The sequence below is a fragment of the Candidatus Pelagibacter communis genome (assembly GCF_001179985.1).
GTDB classification, from domain to species: domain Bacteria; phylum Pseudomonadota; class Alphaproteobacteria; order Pelagibacterales; family Pelagibacteraceae; genus Pelagibacter; species Pelagibacter ubique_J.
In genome coordinates this window covers 87,559-108,131 of sequence record NZ_CVSI01000058.1, presented here as the reverse complement: position 1 = coordinate 108,131, position 20,573 = coordinate 87,559, and the positions used below count along the sequence as shown (strand labels likewise).

Sequence of the window (20,573 nt, the reverse complement as noted above, 5' to 3'; positions counted from 1 at the left end):
AATTATTCTGATTTAAAAAATATTATCTTATCTGGATCAGTCACAGCTCCGTTATTATTTGAGTCGCCTCTTTTAATTTTATCAACAAATTCCATTCCACTAATTACTTTGCCAAATACAGTATATTGTCTGTCTAAAAATGGAGCTGGTTGAAAACAAATAAAGAACTGACTATTAGCACTATCTGGATTTTGAGATCTGGCCATAGACAATGTTCCTCTTTCATGTGGCAAATTATTAAATTCAGCTTTTAAATCTGGTAAATCAGAACCGCCCATACCTGCTCTACTCAAATTAAATTCTTTGCTGTCCGAATTACCAAATTGTACATCACCTGTTTGTGCCATAAATCCATCTATTACTCTATGAAATACAACACCGTTGTATTTTCCTGAATTCGCTAATTCTTTAATTCTTTTAACATGTCCAGGTGCTACATCTGGAAATAATTCAATTTTTACTTCACCATCTTTTAATTTTAAAATCATAGTATTTTCCTCCGCCAATAAATTAGAACTAATAAATATAAATATTAAGATAAATACTCTAACCATTTAATTTTAATTTTAAATGTTTTAATACACTTTTAGTAGTAAATTTTTTTACATTTCCTTTTAAATCAGCTATCTCTTTTACTAATTTAGATGAAATAATTTGATTCTGAGGGTCAGACATTAAAAATACAGTTTCTATTTTATCATTTAATTTTTTATTCATTCCAGAAAGTTGAAACTCATATTCAAAATCTGAGGTTGCCCTAAGTCCTCTAAGTATAACATTGGATTTCATTTTTTTGCAAAAATCAGTAGTCAACGTATTAAATATTACTACTTTTACTTGATTTTTTTTAAATTTAAGATCATTAAAAAGAGATTTTTTAACTAAATATTCTCTCTCTTCAGCTGAAAATAAATATTCTTTATTATTACCATCTGAAACCGCAACTATAAGGTTATCAAAAATATTTAATGCTTTTTTAATTAAATCTATATGGCCAAAAGTAATTGGGTCAAATGTTCCTGGATAAATAACTTTTTTCATTATAGTAAGTTATCATCAATTTTTATTGCTGAAACAACTTTTTCATCTCCTGATAATCTAATTATTCTAACTCCTTGAGTATTACGTCCGGCAATTCTTATTTCTTTAACCGCAACTCTAATTACCCTTCCCTTATTTGTTGATATCAAAATTTCATCACCCTCAAAAACTGGGAACGAAGAAGACACATTTCCATTTCTAGAGGAATTAACTATACTTATTATTCCTTTTCCCCCTCTATTTGTTACCCTAAAATCATTTGAAGCAGTTCTTTTTCCAAAGCCATTTTCGGTGATTGATAAAATAAATTTATCACCTTTTTTTCCATTTTTTGTATCTTTATCAATAGTTGACAACGATACGATCAAATCTTTTTCTTTTAGATTTATACCTCTTATTCCCTTAGAAGATCTTCCTTTAAACAATCTAATCTTTTCAACGTTAAATCTTATAGATTTTCCGTTTAGCGAACTAAGTATAATATCTTGATCCTCTCTGCATATTTTTACGCCGATAATTTTGTCGTCAGGATCAAGTTTCATCGCAATTTTTCCAGATGCGTTTATATTAATAAAATCTTCAAGAGAATTTTTTCTTATTTTACCTTTTGAGGTTGCAAAAACTATATTAAGATTTTTCCACTCTGATTTTTCTTCAGGCAAAGGCATTATAGAGCTTATAGATTGATGATTTTTTAAAGGTAAAATGTTATACAAAGACTTGCCTCTTGAAATAGAAGTTCCCTCCGGTATTTTCCACGCTTTTAATTTATATACTAATCCCTCTGTTGAAAAAAAGAGGACTGATGTATGTGTGTTCACAGACAAAGTTTGCACAACAGAATCTTGTTCTCTAGTTTTAATTCCAGCCTTTCCTTTTCCGCCTCTTTTCTGTGCCCGTACACTACTTAAAGCACCTCGCTTAATGTAACCTTGTAGTGTTACAGTTATAATTACTGATTCTTTTTGAATAGTTTCCTCAATGTCGTAATTTAATATAGCATCAATTATTTTTGTTCTCCTTGGATTAGAATATTTTTCTTTAATTAAATTTAAATCGTTATTGATTACTTTTAATAATTCTTTTCTAGAAGTTAGAATTTTTTTATATTGTATAATTAATTCAGACAATTTTTTAATCTCTGCTTCTATTTCATTGATACCCAAAGCTGTAAGTTTTTGTAATCTTAATTCTAAAATAGAATTTACTTGATCAATTGAAAAAGAGTATGCTGCGATAGTATTTTTTTTCTCTATAAGTTTAATAAATTTTTGAGTTGAATTAATTTTCCATTTTGTTTTAACTAATGTTTCTTTTGCAATTTCAGGATTTTTTGAATTTCTAATTATCTTAATAATCTTATCAATATTTTCTACCGCTACCGAAAGTCCTATTAAAATGTGAGCCCTGTCTTCTGCTTTTTTTAAATCAAATTTTGTTTTTTTTGTTACTACATCTTCTCTAAATTTAAGAAAAGACTCTAAGAAATCTTTTAAATTACAATTTTTCGGTTTCTTGTCTACAATTGCTAAAGTGTTAAAACTGAATGAAGATTCCAAAGATGTGTATTTATAAAGTTGTCTTTTAACAGTTTCTGGTTCAGTATTTCTTTTTAAATCTATTGCAACTCTAATCCCTTCCCTATTTGATTCATCTCTAATGTCACTAACACCCTCAATTTTTTTATCTCTTATTAATTCTACAATCTTTTCATTTAATACAGATTTATTTATTTGATAGGGAATATTTATGATTACTAATCTTTCTTTACCATTTTTTAACTGTTCTATTTTGATATCTCCTCTAATTTTAAAAGAACCTCTGCCTGTTTTATAACCCGTTTTGATTATATCTTTGCCAATTATTGTTCCTCCAGTTGGAAAATCTGGACCAGGTATATGTTTCATTAATTCATTAATTTTAATATCTTTATTATTAATTAAAGCTTGTGTAGCATTTATTACCTCACCAAGATTATGTGGTGGTATACTGGTCGCCATTCCAACTGCTATTCCTCCAGCACCATTAACTAATAAATTTGGATATTGAGCTGGTAAAACAACCGGTTCTTTTTCTGTTTCATCATAATTGCTTTTAAAATCTACAGTATTTTTTTCTATATCCTCGATTAAATACTCAGCTATTTTAGAAAGTCTGGTCTCTGTATATCTCATCGCAGCAGGTGGATCTCCGTCGACAGAACCAAAGTTTCCTTGTCCATCAATAAGTGGAACACTCATTGAAAAATCTTGTACCATTCTAACTAAAGCATCATAAACAGCCTGATCTCCATGAGGATGATATTTACCAATAACATCACCGACAATTCTGGCAGATTTTCTAAATTGTTTTGACCAATCAAAGCCTCCTTTGTACATGGCATAAATTATTCTTCTGTGTACTGGTTTTAATCCATCTCTAATATCAGGTAATGCTCTGCTAACAATAACGCTCATTGCATATGATAAGTATGACGAGCTCATCTCGTCGTACATAGCAATAGGTTTTATTTTAGATTTTTGATCTATTTCACTTTTGTCCATAAAAGTTAAAAAGGTATATCATCATCAAGATTATTATCTGTTATCTGCGATACTTCTTGATTGTTATTTGATGAAGTTAAATTAGAAGTACCACCACCTCCTCCTAACATTGTCAGTGATGAGTTGTAACCTTGTATAACAATTTCAGTAGAATATTTATCTTGGCCAGATTGTTCATCTTTCCATTTTCTAGTTGTCAATTGACCTTCAACATAAATTTGAGCGCCTTTTTTCAGATATTGTTGAACCACATTTACTAAACCCTCATTAAATACAACCACACGGTGCCATTCAGTTTTTTCTTTTTTTTCTCCAGTGTTTTTATCTTTCCAGCTTTGGCTAGTAGCTAAACTAAGTCTAGCAACACTTTTACCATTAACCATTTGCTTAATTTCAGGATCTGCGCCTAATCGTCCAATTAATAGTACTTTATTTAAACTTCCAGCCATAATATTTTAATGATTTTATTATATCATAGAAAAGGTTTGATTATTAATAATATTGAAGTAAAGCAACAAAAAAGATGATTAAAAAGATAGTTATTAAAGGGGCAAAAGAACATAATTTAAGGAATATTTCTTTAGATATTCCAAAAGATAAATTTGTAGTAATAACTGGTCTGTCAGGATCAGGAAAATCATCTCTAGCTTTTGATACTATCTATGCCGAAGGTCAAAGAAGATATGTTGAAAGTTTATCAGCTTATGCAAGACAATTTTTAGATAAAATGAAAAAGCCTAAAGTTGATTTAATAGAAGGCTTAAGTCCCGCAATATCTATTGAACAAAAAAATACGTCAAAAAATCCTAGATCAACAGTAGCAACTGTTACTGAAATATATGATTATATGAGAGTATTATTTGCTAGAGTTGGCATCCCCTACTCACCATTTACTGGCAAAGAAATAAAATCACAAACAGTAACTCAAATTGTAGATAAAATTAAAACATTACCAAAAAAAAGTACTATTTATCTTTTTTCACCAATTGTGAGAGGTCGTAAAGGTGAATATAAAAAAGAAATTTTATCTTATAAAAAAAGAGGTTTTCGAAAAATTAAGATTGATGGGAAAATTTATGAGATAGATAACATCCCAGAATTAAATAAAAAAATAAAACATGAAATAGAAATATTAGTTGATAGGATAATACTAAATTCTGATTTAGGCAATCGTTTAGCTGAAAGTATCGAAACTTCACTTAATTTGTCTAATGGATTATTATATGTAGAATACGAAAATGAAACATTACCAGCTAAATTTAGAAAAAAAGAAAAAATAATATTTTCTTCTAAATTTGCGTGTCCTGAAAGCGGTTTTACTATAGAAGAAATTGAGCCAAGATTATTTTCATTTAATAGTCCATATGGAGCATGTGTTGAATGTGATGGTATTGGTATAAAATTAAATGTAGATCCTAATCTTGTTATTCCAAATGAAAAAAAGACAATTGCTGAAGGTGCGATTGAGCCATGGTCTAAATCAAGCTCACTATATTATGCTCAAACATTATCATCATTAGCGAAACATTATAATTTTTCTTTAGATGAAAAATGGTCAAAATTACCAAAAAAAATAAAAGATATAATTTTATATGGTTCAGATGAGGAGGAAATTAAGTTTTCTTACGATGATGGATATGAAAAATATTCGCATAAAAAAACTTTTGAGGGTGTAGTAAATAATCTTGAAAGAAGATATTTAGAAACTGATAGTGATTGGAAAAGAGAGGAAATATCACAATATCAATCAGATACTAAATGTGAGGCTTGTAACGGGTATAGATTAAAAGAAGAAGCATTATGTGTGAAAATAGACAATCAACACATAAGTGAAATATGTGAAAAATCTATTATAGATGCTGAAAAATGGTTCAAGTGTTTAAACGAGAAATTAGATGAAAGACAAATAAAAATTGCAGAACACATTTTAAAAGAAATAAATGAAAGACTAAATTTTTTATTAAATGTTGGATTAGATTATTTAACTTTATCAAGAGAGTCAGGAACTTTATCTGGTGGAGAATCCCAAAGAATTAGGTTGGCTTCCCAAATTGGTTCTGGTCTAACCGGTGTTCTTTATGTGCTGGATGAACCATCTATTGGTCTTCATCAGAAAGACAATGTAAAATTAATTAATGCTTTAAAAAGATTAAGAGATTTAGGTAACACTGTAATTGTGGTAGAGCATGATACTGAGACAATTGAAAATTCAGATTACATCATTGACTTAGGCCCAGAGGCTGGAAGTAAAGGTGGAGAAGTTATAGCTCATGGTGGATTAGATGAGATAAAGAAAAATGAAAAAAGTATAACTGGTAAATACTTATGTAATAAATTTTATATACCAATACCAAAGAAAAGAAGATTAAGTAAAAATGGAAGATTTTTACAAATTCTTGGTGCTTCAGGTAATAATCTAAAAAACGTCGATTTAAAAATTCCTTTTGGAACTTTTACTTGTATCACTGGAGTATCAGGTAGTGGTAAATCTACTTTAATTTTACAAACTTTATTTAATGCTTTGAATATGAGTTTAAATAATAACAAATCAAGAAAAATTCCTATGCCGTTTAAAGGATTTAAAGGAATTGAACTGATAGATAAAGTAATTGATATTGATCAATCACCAATAGGTAGAACTCCAAGATCTAACCCTGCTACTTACACAGCTGCTTTCGGACCAATAAGAGATTGGTTTACTAATTTACCAGAGTCTAAAAGCAGAGGATATAAACCAGGTAGATTTTCATTTAATGTTAAGGGCGGCCGATGTGAGGCTTGTGAAGGAGACGGTGTTATAACTTATGAAATGCATTTCCTTCCTGATGTATATGTAACATGTGATGAATGTAAAGGAAGTAGATATAATAGAGAAACTTTAGAAATTAAATTTAAAAATAAAAGTATAGCTGATGTATTAAATATGACCGTTGATGAGGGTTGTGATTTTTTTGAAAATATATCAAATATTAGATCAAAGTTACTGACACTTAAAAAAGTAGGACTTGGTTATATAAAAATTGGACAACAGGCAACCACATTATCTGGTGGAGAAGCACAAAGAATTAAACTAGCTAAAGAATTGTCAAAAAGATCAACAGGTAGAACTATATATATTCTTGATGAACCTACTACAGGATTACATCAACATGACATTAAAAAACTTTTAGAAATTTTGCATACCTTTGTTGCAACGGGCAATACAGTTATAGTTATAGAGCACAATTTAGATGTGATAAAAACAGCAGATCATATTATAGATATGGGCCCTGACGGTGGTGTAAAGGGTGGAGAAATTATCGCAGAGGGAAATCCAGAGAGCATTTGCAATGTTTCTAAAAGCTATACAGGTAAATTTTTAAAAAATTTACTAAACGGTAAATTTAAAAAAATTGCATAAATAATTAAATTTTGTTATAATTAAATATGGGAAATATCTTAAGTTCATTATCAAGAACTGTACATCTATCACTTGCTTTATCTATTGTGTTGTTTCTCATTTTATTTTTTCAAAATGGTGGTTTTGACTTTGACACATTGTTCTGGAGTTGGCTATTCAGATACATCCATGTTTTAGTTGGAATAATGTGGATAGGATTATTGTGGTATTTTAACTTTGTTCAAATACCGAATATGTCTAAAATTCCAGATGAGCATAAACCTGCAATTAGTAAAGTAATTGCTCCAGCAGCATTATTTTGGTTTAGATGGGCGGCTCTTGCAACAATCATTTCAGGGTTAATATTAGGTTATATAAACGGCTATATTCATGATGCCATGACATTAGGTATTATGTCAGGAGGTGGAAAAAGTACTGCGATAGGAATTGGAATGTGGCTGGGTATAATAATGGCATTCAATGTTTGGTTTGTTATATGGCCAAATCAAAAAAAAGCATTAGGCATTGTTGAGGTAGATGCAGACACAAAAGCAAAATCAGCTAGAGTTGCAATGTTGTTTTCTAGAACAAATACTTTGCTTTCGTTACCTATGCTTTTAAGCATGGTTGTAGCGCAAAATCTTTATTAATCTTCCTCTTTAATCAAAGTTTTTTGAGATACCTTAAAGTAAACAAGTACTGGATTTGCAATAAATATAGATGAGTAAGTTCCAAGTATAACGCCAAGGATCATTGCAAAAGAAAAACCTTTAAGGATTTCTCCTCCAAAAAAGAAAATAGATAAGAGTGCTAAAAGTGTCGTGACTGATGTTATTAAGGTTCTAGATAATGTTTCATTAATAGATAAATTCGTTAAATCAAAAATTTTTATATCTGCATATTTTTTTAAGTTTTCTCTTACTCTATCGAAAATTACAACAGTATCGTTCATCGAATAACCAACGATTGTTAGTACGGCAGCCACAATTGACAAATTAATTTCTAAACTTAAAAGAGAAAATATACCAAGTGTTATTATAACATCATGGAATATAGCTACTATTGCACCAATGCTGAATTGCCATTCAAATCTAAACCAAATATAAATTAACATAGCAGCCAATGCTATTGCTATCGCAGTTACACCATCTTGCAATAGTTCTGCACTTACTTTTGGTCCAACATTTTCAACTCGTCTAAAACTGTAATCCTCAAGATAATTATCCAAATCATTTTTTAAATTTTTAATAAAATCAGGTTCATTAAGATCTGATCTTTTAAATTTAATTACATAATCACCTTCAGCACCAAATTTTTTTACAGAAAGATCATCTAAATTAAGTTTATTGAACGCTCCTCTTATATCTTCAGTTTTATAATTAGTATTATCCGATCTTAATTCAATTAAAGTTCCTCCTTTAAAATCTACACCATAATTTAATCCCTTAAATATCAGAAAGAAAATAGATATTATGAATAATATTAATGAAATAATATTTGATAAATTATAATATTTGTTAAACAAGTATTTTCCGGTCATTTAATTGTCACCTCATTATTTTTATTTTTCATCACATAAAGAGATGTAAGTAATCGCGCAATGTAATAAACGGAGAATAATGTTGTTAAAATTCCAATTGATAGTGTTACAGAAAAGCCCTTTACAGGACCAGAGCCAAAAACAAATAGAATTAATGCTGCAATTATTGTTGTTATATTTGCATCTAGGATGGCGGTTCTTGATAATGTGTATCCGTTATCAAATGCAATTACTTTATTTTTTTCTTTTTTTAATTCTTCCTTAATTCTCTCAAAAATCAAAACGTTAGCATCAACAGCCATACCAACTGTAAGAATAATGCCAGCGATACCGGGTAAAGTTAATGTAGCTTCAAATATGGTTAAGAAACCAAGTAACATTAATAAATTTATTATTAGAGCAAAATTTGAAATTAAGCCAAATAACCTATACTTATAAATCATATACAAAATCACTAAAATAAATCCAATTATCAGAGATAAAACTCCAGCTTTAATAGAGTCCTCTCCTAAATCTGGTCCAACAGTTCGCTCTTCAATTATATCTAAAGGCGCTGGCAAAGCACCTGATCTAAGTAATAATGCAAGGTCAGTTGCTGACTGGAATGTAAATCCACCTGAAATTTGACCTGATCCGCTTGCAATTACATCTCTAATTACAGGTGCACTAATAATCTGATTATCTAATACTATTGCTAATTGTTTACCAATTCCGTTTTTTGTAGCTCTTCCAAATTTTCTTGCACCTAACCTATCTAAAGTAAAACTTACAACCGTTTCATTATTAATATTGTCCATCTGAGGTTTAGCATCTATTAAATTGTCACCACTTATAATAATTCTTTTACTAACATTCAGTTCTTCACCTGTATCAAGATTTTTTAATTTTTCTGAGCCAAAAGAGGCGTCGGTATTTTGAGTTACAAATCTAAATGTTAAATTTGCAGTTCTTCCTAATAATGATTTTATTCTATCAGGATTATCTAAACCGGGTAACTCTACAGCAATTCTATTTGAGCCACTTTTTGTAATACTAGGTTCATTAGTACCAACCTCATCTACTCTTTTTCTAACAATCTCTATTGCTTGATCTAACAAAGATTGCTCAATTTCAATAATACCGTATTTTGTAAGAGTTAATTCAAATATATTATCAATTAATTCAACATTGTATTGATTGGATTTGTAAACATCAAAATAAGGATTTAATTCATTATCATCTTTAAATAATTCTAATATTTTTTCTTGATCATTTGTATCTGACTTAAATAAAACTTTTTGTTTTCCTAATTTATAATCAAAAGTTTTTATTTCTTTTTTTTTAAAATAATTACGTACTTGTGTAAGTTTTGATTGAAGAGTTTGATTAATTACCGGGTTTTTATCTACTTCCAAAAGTAAATATGATCCACCTTGCAAATCAAGACCAAGGTTTACTTTTTTTTTCAAAAAGAAATCCTCGTTATTAATAAAGTTAGAAATACTAAAAAATATTAAAGAAAGACAAAAAACTATTATTGAAATTATTTTTAATCTCGAAAAATATAACACTTAAATTGACTATTTTTTTGGTTCTGTTCCACTAATCAAGGCTTGTACGCCTGTAGATTTGATCACTTCAACTTTTACATTGTCTGCTATAAGTATTTCTGCTCTATCGTTTTCTATAATTCTTTCTACTGTACCAACTATACCACCTGAAGTAATTACTTTGTCGCCACGTTTTAAACCTTCTACCATGACTTTATGTTCTTTTACTTTTTTTTGCTGTGGCCTAATTAAAAAGAAATAAAAAATTATAAAAATTAGTATTAAAGGTATTAGTTGTGCTATTCCAGACTCTGACATAAATTAAATTTTGTTAAAGTACCTATTATACCATTAATATTATTTTAACAACTCTAAATCTTAGAAATAACTTCTAAATTGTTCATATATGGTCTTAGAATATCAGGAATTAGAATAGACCCATCCTCTTGCTGATAGTTTTCTAATATTGCAATCAAAGTTCTCCCTACTGCAAGACCGCTACCATTTAGAGTGCCTAAGAATTCTTTTTCATTATTAGATTTTTTAAATCTAGCTTTCATTCTTCTAGCCTGAAAAGTTCCACATGTAGAGCAGCTAGAAATTTCTCTATAAATATTTTCTGATGGTAGCCATACTTCTATATCATAAGTTTTTTGGGCGCTAAAACCCATATCTCCTGTGCAAAGTTTTATTACTCTGTAAGGTAATTTAAGTTTATCTAATATTTTACAAGCTGAACTAGTCATCCTTTCAAGTTCATCTTTACAATTAACTGGGTCAACAATGCTAACTAACTCAACTTTATAAAATTGATGCTGCCTTATCATGCCTTTGGTGTCTTTTCCGTAACTCCCAGCTTCTTTTCTAAAACATGGTGTTGATGCAACAAATCTTAAAGGTAAATCAGAATGATTTAGTATGGTATCATTAACCATATTCGTTAATATTACTTCAGCAGTTGGTATTAGAAATTTTCTTCCAGATTTATTATCAAGTTTTATTTCAAATTGATCATCCTCGAATTTTGGCATTTGTCCTGTTCCAAACATACTATTTTCACTTGCAAATAATGGCGGGGAAATTTCTTTATAACCATTTTCATTTATATGTGTATCAATCATAAAATTTGATATTGCTCTTTCCAATTGAGCTAATTTATCTTTAACAAATACAAATCTTGATCCAGTTGTCTTGGTTGCTAGTTCAAAATCAAGCATATTCAAATTTTCACCTAATTCGTAATGTGATTTAGGTTTAAATTTAAAATTAGGAATGTTGCCACTTTTCTTTATTTCTTTATTAGATTTTTCATCTTTGCCAACAGGTACATCTTCAAGAGCTATATTGGGAATTTGAGATAAAATTTGATTTAGCTTTTTCCTTTCATTTAATTGATCTTCACTAATTTTATCAATTTTTTTAGATAAATCTTTCGATTTTGCAAATAAACTTTTGTCATTTTGTTTTGAAAGGGTTTTTTTTTCTGATTCAAGTTTTTCTTTTTCTTGTATCAAAGATCTGTTTTTGGTGTCTAATTCTAAAATTTTATCAAGATTAACTTCTGTATTCCTATTATTTACTTGTTTTTTAAATTCAGAAAAATTATTTCTAATATATTTAATATCATGCATCTTTTTTTTCTGCCTTTTTTTCTATAACTTTTACAGATATTATTGATAATTCATACAATAATAACAATGGAACCGCTAATCCAATTTGAGTGACAGGATCTGGCGGAGTCAGTACAGCTGCAACGGCAAAAATAATAATCACAACATATTTACGTCTCTCTCTTAAAAAAATCGAATCAATAAATCCAATTCTTGCTAATAAAGATAGAATAACTGGAAGCTGAAAGCTTATACCAAAAGCAAATATTAACTTCATAACTAATGATAAGTATTCATTAACTTTAGCTTCAAGCTGTATAGGTAGGGCTGTTGTTAAACCAGTGCTTTCAAAAGAAAGAAAAAATTTAATAGCAAGAGGCATTATTAAATAATAAACAAGCATTCCACCTAATAAAAAAAGAATTGGTGTAAGAACCAGATAAGGCATTAAAGCAGATTTTTCATGCTCATACAGACCCGGTGCAATGAATTTCCATATTTGAATTAAAATATATGGACAAGTTAAAAAGAATGCTGCAAAAAAAGCAACCTTGATATAAGTTAAAAAAGTTTCTTGTAACGCAGTAAATATTAATCTTCTTTCTATTTGACTATCTTTAACCGCTTCTGCATAAGGCGAAACTAGAAAACCATAAATCTCTTCAGAAAAAATGTAACATACAACAAATAAAATAGTTAAAAATATAAAGGAGTGAATTAATCTTTTTCTTAATTCAGTTAAATGACTTATGAATCCCTCTTCTTTATTTTCCTTCATTTTTATCTACTTTTTTTTCTTCATTTTCACTTGGATTATTTATGTCAAAGGTTTGATTATTAATCTCAATACTGTTTTCCTCCAAATTTGTCATTTCGTTTTGCAAGTTACTTACGTATCTTTTTACAGAACCAAACCAAGATCCAATTTTTTTCAACACGACAGGAAAATCTTTAGGCCCAATTATTACAATTGAAAGACCGATTATTATAATAAGTTCTAGCCAGCCAATTTGTGGCATTTTTATTCTTTATTTGGAGAGTCTTGATTGTTGTTGTCTTCAGTATTTTCTGAAATATTTTTTGGTTTTTCATCACCAGGATCAGTAGCCATCCCTTTTTTAAAACTCTTAATGCCTTTTGCAACATCTCCCATTAAGCTTGAAATTTTTCCTCTTCCAAAAAGAAGAACTACTAAGATAACTACGATTGCAATTTGCCAAAAACCTATACTCATAAATTATATATAACCTCTTTGTAGCTGATTTTAAAGTAGAATTTTACTCTTTAGCGTCATCATTTAAGGTGCTATTGAGCATTTCATCAATATTAGAATAAATATTTTCTTTTTTCTCATCTTGTTTTTCTTTGTAAAATTTTCCAGTTCCAAATATAGATGAGTCAATAGTTGAGCTGTCAATCAATCCTGCTGATCCTAGTTCATCAACGGTTGGTAAATCAGACAATTTTTGCAAATTAAAATGGCTCAAAAAATCCTCTGTAGTTCCATACTGTATTGGTTTCCCAGGAATTTCTTTTCTGCCCATTGGTTTTACCCAATTAAGTTCCATTAGAATATCAAGAGTATTTGTACCAAAAGCAACACCTCTAATTTCTTCTATTTCAGCTCTAGTTACCGGCTGGTGATATACAATAATTGATAGTGTCTCAATAGCAGCTTTGGAAAGTTTTTTCTCAACTGTTTTTTGTTTGGACATTAAAGACGACAAATTTGATGCTGTTCTAAATGACCATTTATTTGAAATGCAAACTAAATTAATTCCCCTATTTTTATAAACATCTTCTAATTTTTTTAAAATTTTCTTAACATCAATTTTTTTTGAAATTCTATCTTCTATGGTTTCTATTTCTAAAGGTTCTACTGCAGCAAATAAAATAGCTTCAACTTCCCTCTCTCCAGTAGATAATTGGCCTGGAAATGAAATTACGTTATTTTTTTTCTTTTCGTTCTTCATTTTTGTTTAATATAAATCTCATCAAATAATTTGTCTTGTTTTAAAATAACAGTCCCCTCTTTTACTAATTCTAATGATCCAGCAAAAATACTAGCACGTCCAGTTTTTTTTAAATTTGATTTTTTAAAGGCTTTTGGAATAATGTCCTCAAGGTTTTTCCAATCTTCTAGTTTTTTTATAATGCTTTTAATTAATTTTATACCTTCTTCTGTTGTGCAAACTGGTAATTTGGGAATATTCATTCTTTGAAAATCCTTTTGCATGACAATTGCAGAATAAGTTTTTAGAAGTTCGTATAAAGATAATTTATATGTAGAACTATAAATAGAACGAATTCTACCTTTAATACCTCTTACAAAGATATCTTTTCCAAGTCTTTTTCTCTTAAGCATTTGATCAGACAGTAATCTTATTAATTCTAATTTTTTTAATTGTAATTTTAATCTTTCAGCAACTTCATGAACTTTAAACTCTTCTTCATCAGTTATTGGAAGTAGTAATTTTGATTTTAAATACGCAAGCCAAGTTGCCATAACTAAATATTCTGATGCAATATCTAAATTAATATCTTTAACCTTATTAATATATTCTAAAAATTGATCAGCCAATAAAGTAATTGATATGTTTTCTAAATTAACTTTTTGAGATTTTGCTAAATCTAAAAGTAAATCTAAAGGACCATTAAATTGATCTAGATTTACCTGAAAAGTATTAGTTGAATCTTGATTCTCCATTGGACACTAGCTTATAATATTTATTTGTAATTTTTATTATAAATTTACTCAATTTTGGTGAATTTTCTGCAACTATATGCATTTCTTTTAAATTAGCATTACAATGTAAAACTAAATCACAACCTGCGGTAAATGCTTTAATAACATTATTTTTAATACCATATGGTAGAGCTTTCATTGATATATCGTCTGACATTATTAAATTTTTAAAATTTATTTTATTTCTTATTAATTTAATTATTTTTTTTGAATGAGTTACAGAATTTAGATTATCAATTTTTTTAAAAAGTAAATGACCAGTCATAGCAAAAAGAGAGTTTTTATTTTTAAACGTCAAAAAATCATTTTTAAGTAAATATTGATTACTATTGTTTATAATTGGTAGTTTGTAGTGTGAGTCAACTTTGCCTAGGCCGTGACCTGGTATATGTTTAATTACAGTTGCTATATTATTCTTATGAAATTGATCGATCGTAAAATTACCAAAAATATTAACTATTTTTTTATTTTTCGAAAATGATCTGTCACCTATTACTTTAGAAGTTTTTTCTCGAGCTATATCCAGAACAGGCACAGTATTAATATTTATGCCTAAGTTGTTTAATAAATAGCTTATTTGATCAATGTAAATTTTATAATAAAGAAGTGATTTTTTTTTATCTTTTTTATACATATCACCAAAAAATTTCGAAGAATGTAATTTGGTGTCTATTATTTTTTTTAGTCTATTAACTCTTCCTCCTTCTTCATCAATAAGAATGGGATAGTTTTGATCTTTAAATATCTTTTTAATTGATTGGATCAGCTTTTTGGTCTGATCTAAACTCCTAATATTTCTCTCAAACAATATTATTCCCCATGGTTTATATTTTTTAAGAAATAAAATTTCTTTATTTGACAAATTTGTAGACTTCAAACCAGATATAAATGACCTCTTTTGACTAATCTTCATTTTTGATCAGGTCCCAAAATGATAATTTTTTTTCCTTGTTTTCTTTTTCGTCAATATATTCAATAATATTATCTGTATCACTATCTAACTTTATTAAACTATTTTTCTTTAAATCTAATTTAGAGTCTAGATTGTTAATTGATTTATAATACTTTTTTTCAAACTCATCAGATATGTAGTATTTAACAGTAAAAAATATAAATAAAGAAATTATAAATACGAAAAAAATATATTTAATTTCTTTAATCATTACATGGTTTCCGGCGTATTTACATCTAATATTTTCATTCCAGTGCCAATAGTTTTTAAAACACTATTTAATAGAACCGCTTTGTTTTTATTTAGTTTTTTACTCTTATCTAAGAACCTCATTGACTCATTATCTTTTCCCATGTTCCAATATGAATGAAATAAAGCTGACAGTTGATATAAATAGATAGGTATTCTGTGTGGCTCTAGTTTTTGTGAGGATACCTCTACACATTTAGGCCATTCAGAAATTTTATTTATTATTTTTATTTCTTCATCATTAAATTCATAATTTTTTTCAACTTCAGTTAGGTTATTTTCTATTTTTTCATCAGCATTTTTAAAAACAGAACAGATCCTTGCATAACAATATTGAACATAATAGAGGGGGTTATCTTTTGATTTTTCTTTAACTTTTTCAAAATCAAACTCTAATTGGACATCATTACTTCTACTCAACATTATAAAACGAGTTGCATCCTTACCTACCTCGTTAACTAAATCATCAACAATTATATAATCACCTTTTCTTTTTGACATTTTGAAGGGTTTGCCGTCTTTAATCAATTTTACAAGCTGAGTAACTTTACAAATTAGATTTTTCTTTTTATTAGAGAGAGCATCTACAACAGAATTAATTCTTTTAATATAACCAGCATGGTCTGCACCAAGAATATTTATGTATTCATCAAAATTTCTCTTTAATTTGTTGTTGTGATAAGCAATATCGCCAGCAAAATATGTCCAAGAATTATCACTTTTTGTTAAAGCTCTATCTTTATCGTCACCATAATTTGTAGATTTGAATAGTAGTTGCTCTCTTTCAACCCATTTAGACTTATCTTCACCTTCAGGCGCCTCGATCTTGCCTTTAAATACTAAATTGTTCTTTTTTAAATTATCTATAGCTTCATCAACTTCTTTTGAATTAATAATATTATTTTCACTTACAAAATTATCGTGAACAACACCTAAAGAATTTAGATTTTTTTTTATTATTTCTAAAGAAGCAACAACACTCAATTTAGAGAGTTCATCTGAAATTTTTTCATAATTTTCATAATTCTTAATAGAATTTTTACTAATAATTTGTTCTGCTATTTCAATTATGTAATCTCCTGGATATAAATTTTCATCCTTAGGGTATTCTTCGTTAAATAATTTTTCCTTAATTCTAAAGTATACAGATAAAGAAAAGTTTTTGATCTGATTACCGTGATCGTTTACATAATATTCTTTGGTAACTTTATGATCACAAAATTTTAAAAGATTACACAAAGCATCTCCATATATAGCACCACGACAATGGCCTACATGTAAGGGGCCTGTTGGATTAGCAGAAACAAATTCCAGTAAATAATTTTTTTTATCATTTTTAAGACTTGCTCCATATTTTTGATCATTGAGCATTTTTGTTAAAAAAGTATTCCAGAATTTCTTAACAAATTTTATATTAACAAAACCTGGTTTAACAAACTCAATATTTTCTATGTCTTTATCGTTTTGTAGATCATCTAAATTAAGTTGTTTGTAAATCTCAGTTGGTGGCAATTTATTTAATGAGGAAAGAACCATGCAGACATTTGTTGAAATATCAGCTTTAAATTTAGAAGGAGCTGTATCTACGTTAATACCTGATAAATTTTGAGGAATTTTTAAATTAGCGGAATTATTAGTAACTATATTTTTAATTTTGTTAAGATAAATGTCGAAAATGTTCATTTTAAATTATTGTAAAGGTTTATAGCATATCTGTCTGTCATTCCTGAAATAAAATCAGAAACAGATCTAAACTTATCCTTATTTATTTTTTGGTTTTTAATAAATTTTTTTGGATTTTTACAGATATAAGCAAATAAATATTTTATAATTTTTTGGCCTTTAGTATTTTTAGATAATACTTTTTTATTATTATACATTTTGCTTCTTAAAAATTTTTTAAGTTCACTATCGATTTGTTGAAAATTTTCAGAAAAATTTATTATTTTAAAATTATTTTTTTTAATATCTCTCAAATTTTTAATTTTATGTTTCTTTAGATTTTTTTTACTGTTAGAAATAATATCTTTTACCATTAAATCTATTGAATCTCTTATTATTTGATAAATCAAAATTTTATTTTTTTTAACATTTTTATATCTTTTAAAAATTTCTTTAAAAAAATTGATTTCTAAAATTTCCTCAAGTTTAAATAAATTTGCGTTTAATCCATCTTGAATATCATGATTATTGTAAGCTATATCATCAGAGATATTTGAAATTTGTGACTCTAAAGATGAATATTGATTAAAATTAAATTTATTTTTTAAATTTTTAATACCTATTATATTATTTACTCTACTGACATTTAATATAGGTCCATTATGTTTTAATAAACCATCTAAAGTTTCAAATGTTAAATTAAGACCTTTAAATTTTAAATATTTATTCTCAAGAAACATTACAATTCTTAAAGTTTGCAAATTATGATCAAAACCTCCGTGATTAATCATGCATTCTTTTAGGCTATTTTCTCCAGCGTGACCAAATGGTGTGTGACCAAGATCATGAGCAAGACTTAGTGTTTCCGCAAGATCATCATTTAATTTCAAATACTTTGCAATCGATCTTGCTATCTGTGAAACTTCAATTGAGTGTGTGATTCTAGTTCTAAAGTGATCACCTTCTGTATTAACAAACACCTGTGTCTTATGCTTAAGTCTTCTAAAAGAGGCAGAGTGAATTATTCTATCTCTATCTCTTTGAAATGGCGTTCTGTATGAGCTATTTTTCTCATTAAAAAATCTTCCAGTTGACTTAAATTGTCCAAGTTTTTTGAAATTATTCATACTTTAAAAAAGGTAAATTATAATTATATTACTATTAACAGCCTTACGAGATGATTAAAGAAATTAAATTTACTGATAATGCGATAAAACAAATAAACCATTTGTTATCCAAAAAGGAAAAAGGATCTTTTTTTAGAATCGCTATCAAGGGTGGTGGGTGTTCCGGTTTCCAATACAATTTTTCAGTTGATACTGAAAAAGAGGATGATGATATTCAATATAACAATATTCTAATTGATAAAATATCAGCTGATTTATTAAAAGGATCAGAAGTTGACTTTGTTAAAGAATTAATTGGTGAACAATTTAAAATTAGCAATCCACAAAGTAAATCATCTTGTGGTTGCGGTGTCTCTTTTTCTCTATAATGATAATAAGCTCTTGGAATGTTAATTCTGTAAGAGCTAGAATAAATAATATCAAAGAATATCTTAAAAAATCCTCTCCTGACATTGTAATGATGCAAGAAATAAAAACTGAAGAAAAAAATTATCCTTTTGATGAATTTAAAAGCCTTAAATATGAAAGTTATGTTTTTGGACAAAAAAGTTACAATGGTGTTGCCTTCATATCTAAGAGTAAATTAAGCAATATAAAACAAAATATTTTTAAAGATAAAATGAAACAATCAAGAATAATTTCAGGTGAATTAACTCATAAAAAGAAAAAAATTAATTTAATAAATATTTATACTCCAAATGGAAATCCAGTAGATACAGAAAAATATGATTATAAATTATATTGGTTAGATAGTTTTATAAAAACAATAAAAAAAAATTTAAAAGAAAATAGTAATATTATTATAGGTGGAGATTTTAATATTATTCCTGCTGCTGAAGATGTTCATAATCCAAAGTCATATGAAAATGATGCCCTGTTTAGATTAGAAATAAGGAAAAGATTTAGAGAAATTATTAATTTAGGTTTCTTTGATACTTACAGGTACATTTATCCCGATAAGGAAGGTTATACTTTTTGGGATTATATGAGTGGAGCATGGCAAAAAAATAATGGTATGAGAATTGATCATTTTTTAGTCTCAAGCTCTTTAATAGATAGTATTAAAGATGTTAAGATAAATAAATACCCAAGAGGAAGAGAAAAACCCTCAGACCATACACCTATAGAAATAATAATCGATTAAATTTAATTAAGAACAATCCTTTAATGCGTTAGACATATCTTCAATTAAATTAAAATACATATTTTTACTTTTATTTATAGTTGCACCTAATGGATCAAGAACACCAGTTTTAACACCTGTGTCACTTGCAATAGATTTAATTATCGCTGGGTTAAATTGAGGCTCTGAAAATATACATTTTACTTTTTTCTCTTCGATAACTTCTCTAATTTCTGATAATTGCTCAGCACCGGGCATGACGTCTGGGTTAACTGTTAAAGCGCCTATAACAGATAGACCAAATCTTTTTTCAAAATATTGGTAAGCATCATGAAAAACAACAAAACTTGCATTTTTATTTAGATCTTTTTTTATAGTGCTAGTTAAATTATCTAAATCTTTTAAAAGCTTTTTAGAATTTGCTTTATAAGCGGAGCTATTATCAGCATCTATTTTAACTAACTGATTTGTAATTTTTTTAACAATAACTTTTGCATTTAAAGGATCTAACCAAATGTGTGGATCATAATCTCCATGCGCGTGGCCATGTTCATCATGTCCATGATCATCGTGACCTTCTTCTTTTTCTGCATGTTCATCATGATCATCCTCTTTTTTACCATGTTCATCGTGTCCGTGATCATCATGACCTTCAAAAATATTTTTTTCTCTAAATTTTAATTTCTTTAATCCACTTTGTTCTAATAAAGGAAAAACAATAGAATTTTTTGGTATGGATTTCAAAGCTGTTGGTAAAAAACTCTCTAAATCCTCACCTACCCAAATAACTAAATCAGCTTTTTGAAGCATCTTTGCATGTGAAGGTTTTATTTGAAAATTATGTGGTGATGCAACTCCATCGATAATTAAACCAGGTTCGCCCACCCCTTCCATTATATAGCTTGTTAGTGAATGTAGAGGTTTAATAGATGTAACTACATTAATATCTGCTTTAACAGGCGCAAAGACTAAAAGCATGCTAATAAATGGAGTTAATAATAAATTTTTGCTAATATTTTTCATGATAAATACCTTTATCTTTTATTGTTATATTATAACATTGTAATAATAT

Annotated in this window: 22 protein-coding genes; 4 read left to right on the top strand and 18 right to left on the bottom strand. The window is 27.9% G+C overall.

What is annotated here, in order from left to right:
• Window positions 1-2: 2 nt before the first annotated feature.
• The 4 genes from AMN80_RS02830 to ssb are packed head-to-tail and all read right to left on the bottom strand — an operon-like array spanning window position 3 to window position 4,033.
• Window positions 3-488 carry a peptidylprolyl isomerase gene (locus AMN80_RS02830; protein ID WP_256997980.1) on the bottom strand — a complete coding sequence of 162 codons (486 nt, stop codon included), beginning with the start codon at window positions 486-488 and terminating at the stop codon, window positions 3-5.
• 58 nt (window positions 489-546) lie between these two features.
• On the bottom strand, window positions 547-1,041 hold the full coding sequence (coaD, locus tag AMN80_RS02825) for a pantetheine-phosphate adenylyltransferase (protein ID WP_075520476.1): 495 nt from the start codon (window positions 1,039-1,041) through the stop codon (window positions 547-549).
• Window positions 1,041-3,584: a DNA gyrase subunit A gene (gene gyrA / locus AMN80_RS02820; protein ID WP_075520475.1), complete on the bottom strand. Its 2,544-nt coding sequence runs from the start codon at window positions 3,582-3,584 to the stop codon at window positions 1,041-1,043. The genes coaD and gyrA overlap by 1 nt, the downstream gene beginning before the upstream one ends.
• A 5-nt stretch (window positions 3,585-3,589) precedes the next feature.
• On the bottom strand, window positions 3,590-4,033 hold the full coding sequence (gene ssb, locus AMN80_RS02815; RefSeq protein ID WP_075520474.1) for a single-stranded DNA-binding protein: 444 nt from the start codon (window positions 4,031-4,033) through the stop codon (window positions 3,590-3,592).
• Window positions 4,034-4,107: 74 nt separating this feature from the next.
• On the opposite strand from ssb, the gene uvrA reads away from it, so the two are divergent.
• Both uvrA and AMN80_RS02805 read left to right on the top strand, forming a co-directional pair.
• Window positions 4,108-6,984 carry an excinuclease ABC subunit UvrA gene (gene uvrA / locus AMN80_RS02810; protein WP_075520473.1) on the top strand — a complete coding sequence of 959 codons (2,877 nt, stop codon included), beginning with the start codon at window positions 4,108-4,110 and terminating at the stop codon, window positions 6,982-6,984.
• Window positions 6,985-7,010: 26 nt separating this feature from the next.
• On the top strand, window positions 7,011-7,613 hold the full coding sequence (locus AMN80_RS02805) for a urate hydroxylase PuuD (protein ID WP_075520472.1): 603 nt from the start codon (window positions 7,011-7,013) through the stop codon (window positions 7,611-7,613).
• On the opposite strand, the gene secF is transcribed toward AMN80_RS02805, so the two are convergent.
• Genes secF through AMN80_RS02740 form a run of 13 tightly spaced genes read right to left on the bottom strand, consistent with a single transcriptional unit; the run spans window position 7,610 to window position 18,378 of the window.
• Window positions 7,610-8,503, bottom strand: coding sequence for a protein translocase subunit SecF (gene secF, locus AMN80_RS02800; protein WP_075520471.1), 894 nt, complete (start codon window positions 8,501-8,503; stop codon window positions 7,610-7,612). The genes AMN80_RS02805 and secF overlap by 4 nt on opposite strands.
• Window positions 8,500-10,053, bottom strand: coding sequence for a protein translocase subunit SecD (secD, locus tag AMN80_RS02795; RefSeq protein ID WP_075520470.1), 1,554 nt, complete (start codon window positions 10,051-10,053; stop codon window positions 8,500-8,502). The genes secF and secD overlap by 4 nt, the downstream gene beginning before the upstream one ends.
• A 9-nt stretch (window positions 10,054-10,062) precedes the next feature.
• Window positions 10,063-10,350, bottom strand: a complete 288-nt coding sequence (gene yajC / locus AMN80_RS02790; protein ID WP_075520469.1) for a preprotein translocase subunit YajC — start codon at window positions 10,348-10,350, stop codon at window positions 10,063-10,065.
• A gap of 53 nt (window positions 10,351-10,403) precedes the next feature.
• Complete coding sequence (serS, locus tag AMN80_RS02785) at window positions 10,404-11,663, bottom strand: serine--tRNA ligase (RefSeq protein WP_075520468.1); 1,260 nt, start codon at window positions 11,661-11,663, stop codon at window positions 10,404-10,406.
• Entirely contained in the window at window positions 11,656-12,420 is a 765-nt protein-coding gene (gene tatC / locus AMN80_RS02780; RefSeq protein WP_075520467.1) for a twin-arginine translocase subunit TatC, read from the bottom strand. Before tatC ends, serS begins: the two co-directional genes overlap by 8 nt.
• Entirely contained in the window at window positions 12,407-12,661 is a 255-nt protein-coding gene (locus AMN80_RS02775) for a twin-arginine translocase TatA/TatE family subunit (protein ID WP_075520466.1), read from the bottom strand. Before AMN80_RS02775 ends, tatC begins: the two co-directional genes overlap by 14 nt.
• 2 nt (window positions 12,662-12,663) lie before the next feature.
• On the bottom strand, window positions 12,664-12,876 hold the full coding sequence (gene tatA, locus AMN80_RS02770; protein WP_075520465.1) for a twin-arginine translocase TatA/TatE family subunit: 213 nt from the start codon (window positions 12,874-12,876) through the stop codon (window positions 12,664-12,666).
• Between the two features lie 43 nt (window positions 12,877-12,919).
• On the bottom strand, window positions 12,920-13,615 hold the full coding sequence (gene scpB / locus AMN80_RS02765; RefSeq protein ID WP_075520464.1) for an SMC-Scp complex subunit ScpB: 696 nt from the start codon (window positions 13,613-13,615) through the stop codon (window positions 12,920-12,922).
• Window positions 13,612-14,349 (bottom strand): segregation and condensation protein A, encoded by a 738-nt coding sequence (locus AMN80_RS02760; protein ID WP_075520463.1) that lies wholly within the window; start codon window positions 14,347-14,349, stop codon window positions 13,612-13,614. Before AMN80_RS02760 ends, scpB begins: the two co-directional genes overlap by 4 nt.
• Window positions 14,327-15,301 carry a glycoside hydrolase family 3 N-terminal domain-containing protein gene (locus AMN80_RS02755; RefSeq protein WP_075520462.1) on the bottom strand — a complete coding sequence of 325 codons (975 nt, stop codon included), beginning with the start codon at window positions 15,299-15,301 and terminating at the stop codon, window positions 14,327-14,329. Before AMN80_RS02755 ends, AMN80_RS02760 begins: the two co-directional genes overlap by 23 nt.
• Window positions 15,291-15,551 (bottom strand): hypothetical protein, encoded by a 261-nt coding sequence (locus AMN80_RS02750; RefSeq protein ID WP_075520461.1) that lies wholly within the window; start codon window positions 15,549-15,551, stop codon window positions 15,291-15,293. The genes AMN80_RS02755 and AMN80_RS02750 overlap by 11 nt, the downstream gene beginning before the upstream one ends.
• Complete coding sequence (gene argS, locus AMN80_RS02745) at window positions 15,551-17,272, bottom strand: arginine--tRNA ligase (RefSeq protein WP_075520460.1); 1,722 nt, start codon at window positions 17,270-17,272, stop codon at window positions 15,551-15,553. Before argS ends, AMN80_RS02750 begins: the two co-directional genes overlap by 1 nt.
• Entirely contained in the window at window positions 17,269-18,378 is a 1,110-nt protein-coding gene (locus tag AMN80_RS02740; RefSeq protein WP_075520459.1) for a deoxyguanosinetriphosphate triphosphohydrolase, read from the bottom strand. The genes argS and AMN80_RS02740 overlap by 4 nt, the downstream gene beginning before the upstream one ends.
• A 50-nt stretch (window positions 18,379-18,428) precedes the next feature.
• On the opposite strand from AMN80_RS02740, the gene AMN80_RS02735 reads away from it, so the two are divergent.
• Together AMN80_RS02735 and xth are read left to right on the top strand one after the other, a co-directional pair.
• Window positions 18,429-18,746, top strand: coding sequence for a HesB/IscA family protein (locus AMN80_RS02735; protein WP_075520458.1), 318 nt, complete (start codon window positions 18,429-18,431; stop codon window positions 18,744-18,746).
• Window positions 18,746-19,522 (top strand): exodeoxyribonuclease III, encoded by a 777-nt coding sequence (gene xth / locus AMN80_RS02730; RefSeq protein WP_075520457.1) that lies wholly within the window; start codon window positions 18,746-18,748, stop codon window positions 19,520-19,522. Before AMN80_RS02735 ends, xth begins: the two co-directional genes overlap by 1 nt.
• 6 nt (window positions 19,523-19,528) lie before the next feature.
• On the opposite strand, the gene znuA is transcribed toward xth, so the two are convergent.
• Entirely contained in the window at window positions 19,529-20,524 is a 996-nt protein-coding gene (gene znuA, locus AMN80_RS02725; RefSeq protein ID WP_075520456.1) for a zinc ABC transporter substrate-binding protein ZnuA, read from the bottom strand.
• Window positions 20,525-20,573: the final 49 nt, after the last annotated feature.

What these genes read in the sequence shown, in the direction of transcription:
- AMN80_RS02830 (WP_256997980.1), bottom strand. Translation starts at nt 488, where the DNA reads ATGATTTTAAAATTAAAAGATGGTGAAGTAAAAATTGAATTATTTCCA.
- coaD (WP_075520476.1), bottom strand. Translation starts at nt 1,041, where the DNA reads ATGAAAAAAGTTATTTATCCAGGAACATTTGACCCAATTACTTTTGGC.
- gyrA (WP_075520475.1), bottom strand. Translation starts at nt 3,584, where the DNA reads ATGGACAAAAGTGAAATAGATCAAAAATCTAAAATAAAACCTATTGCT.
- ssb (WP_075520474.1), bottom strand. Translation starts at nt 4,033, where the DNA reads ATGGCTGGAAGTTTAAATAAAGTACTATTAATTGGACGATTAGGCGCA.
- uvrA (WP_075520473.1), top strand. Translation starts at nt 4,108, where the DNA reads ATGATTAAAAAGATAGTTATTAAAGGGGCAAAAGAACATAATTTAAGG.
- AMN80_RS02805 (WP_075520472.1), top strand. Translation starts at nt 7,011, where the DNA reads ATGGGAAATATCTTAAGTTCATTATCAAGAACTGTACATCTATCACTT.
- secF (WP_075520471.1), bottom strand. Translation starts at nt 8,503, where the DNA reads ATGACCGGAAAATACTTGTTTAACAAATATTATAATTTATCAAATATT.
- yajC (WP_075520469.1), bottom strand. Translation starts at nt 10,350, where the DNA reads ATGTCAGAGTCTGGAATAGCACAACTAATACCTTTAATACTAATTTTT.
- serS (WP_075520468.1), bottom strand. Translation starts at nt 11,663, where the DNA reads ATGCATGATATTAAATATATTAGAAATAATTTTTCTGAATTTAAAAAA.
- tatC (WP_075520467.1), bottom strand. Translation starts at nt 12,420, where the DNA reads ATGAAGGAAAATAAAGAAGAGGGATTCATAAGTCATTTAACTGAATTA.
- AMN80_RS02775 (WP_075520466.1), bottom strand. Translation starts at nt 12,661, where the DNA reads ATGCCACAAATTGGCTGGCTAGAACTTATTATAATAATCGGTCTTTCA.
- tatA (WP_075520465.1), bottom strand. Translation starts at nt 12,876, where the DNA reads ATGAGTATAGGTTTTTGGCAAATTGCAATCGTAGTTATCTTAGTAGTT.
- scpB (WP_075520464.1), bottom strand. Translation starts at nt 13,615, where the DNA reads ATGAAGAACGAAAAGAAAAAAAATAACGTAATTTCATTTCCAGGCCAA.
- AMN80_RS02760 (WP_075520463.1), bottom strand. Translation starts at nt 14,349, where the DNA reads ATGGAGAATCAAGATTCAACTAATACTTTTCAGGTAAATCTAGATCAA.
- AMN80_RS02755 (WP_075520462.1), bottom strand. Translation starts at nt 15,301, where the DNA reads ATGAAGATTAGTCAAAAGAGGTCATTTATATCTGGTTTGAAGTCTACA.
- AMN80_RS02750 (WP_075520461.1), bottom strand. Translation starts at nt 15,551, where the DNA reads ATGATTAAAGAAATTAAATATATTTTTTTCGTATTTATAATTTCTTTA.
- argS (WP_075520460.1), bottom strand. Translation starts at nt 17,272, where the DNA reads ATGAACATTTTCGACATTTATCTTAACAAAATTAAAAATATAGTTACT.
- AMN80_RS02740 (WP_075520459.1), bottom strand. Translation starts at nt 18,378, where the DNA reads ATGAATAATTTCAAAAAACTTGGACAATTTAAGTCAACTGGAAGATTT.
- AMN80_RS02735 (WP_075520458.1), top strand. Translation starts at nt 18,429, where the DNA reads ATGATTAAAGAAATTAAATTTACTGATAATGCGATAAAACAAATAAAC.
- xth (WP_075520457.1), top strand. Translation starts at nt 18,746, where the DNA reads ATGATAATAAGCTCTTGGAATGTTAATTCTGTAAGAGCTAGAATAAAT.
- znuA (WP_075520456.1), bottom strand. Translation starts at nt 20,524, where the DNA reads ATGAAAAATATTAGCAAAAATTTATTATTAACTCCATTTATTAGCATG.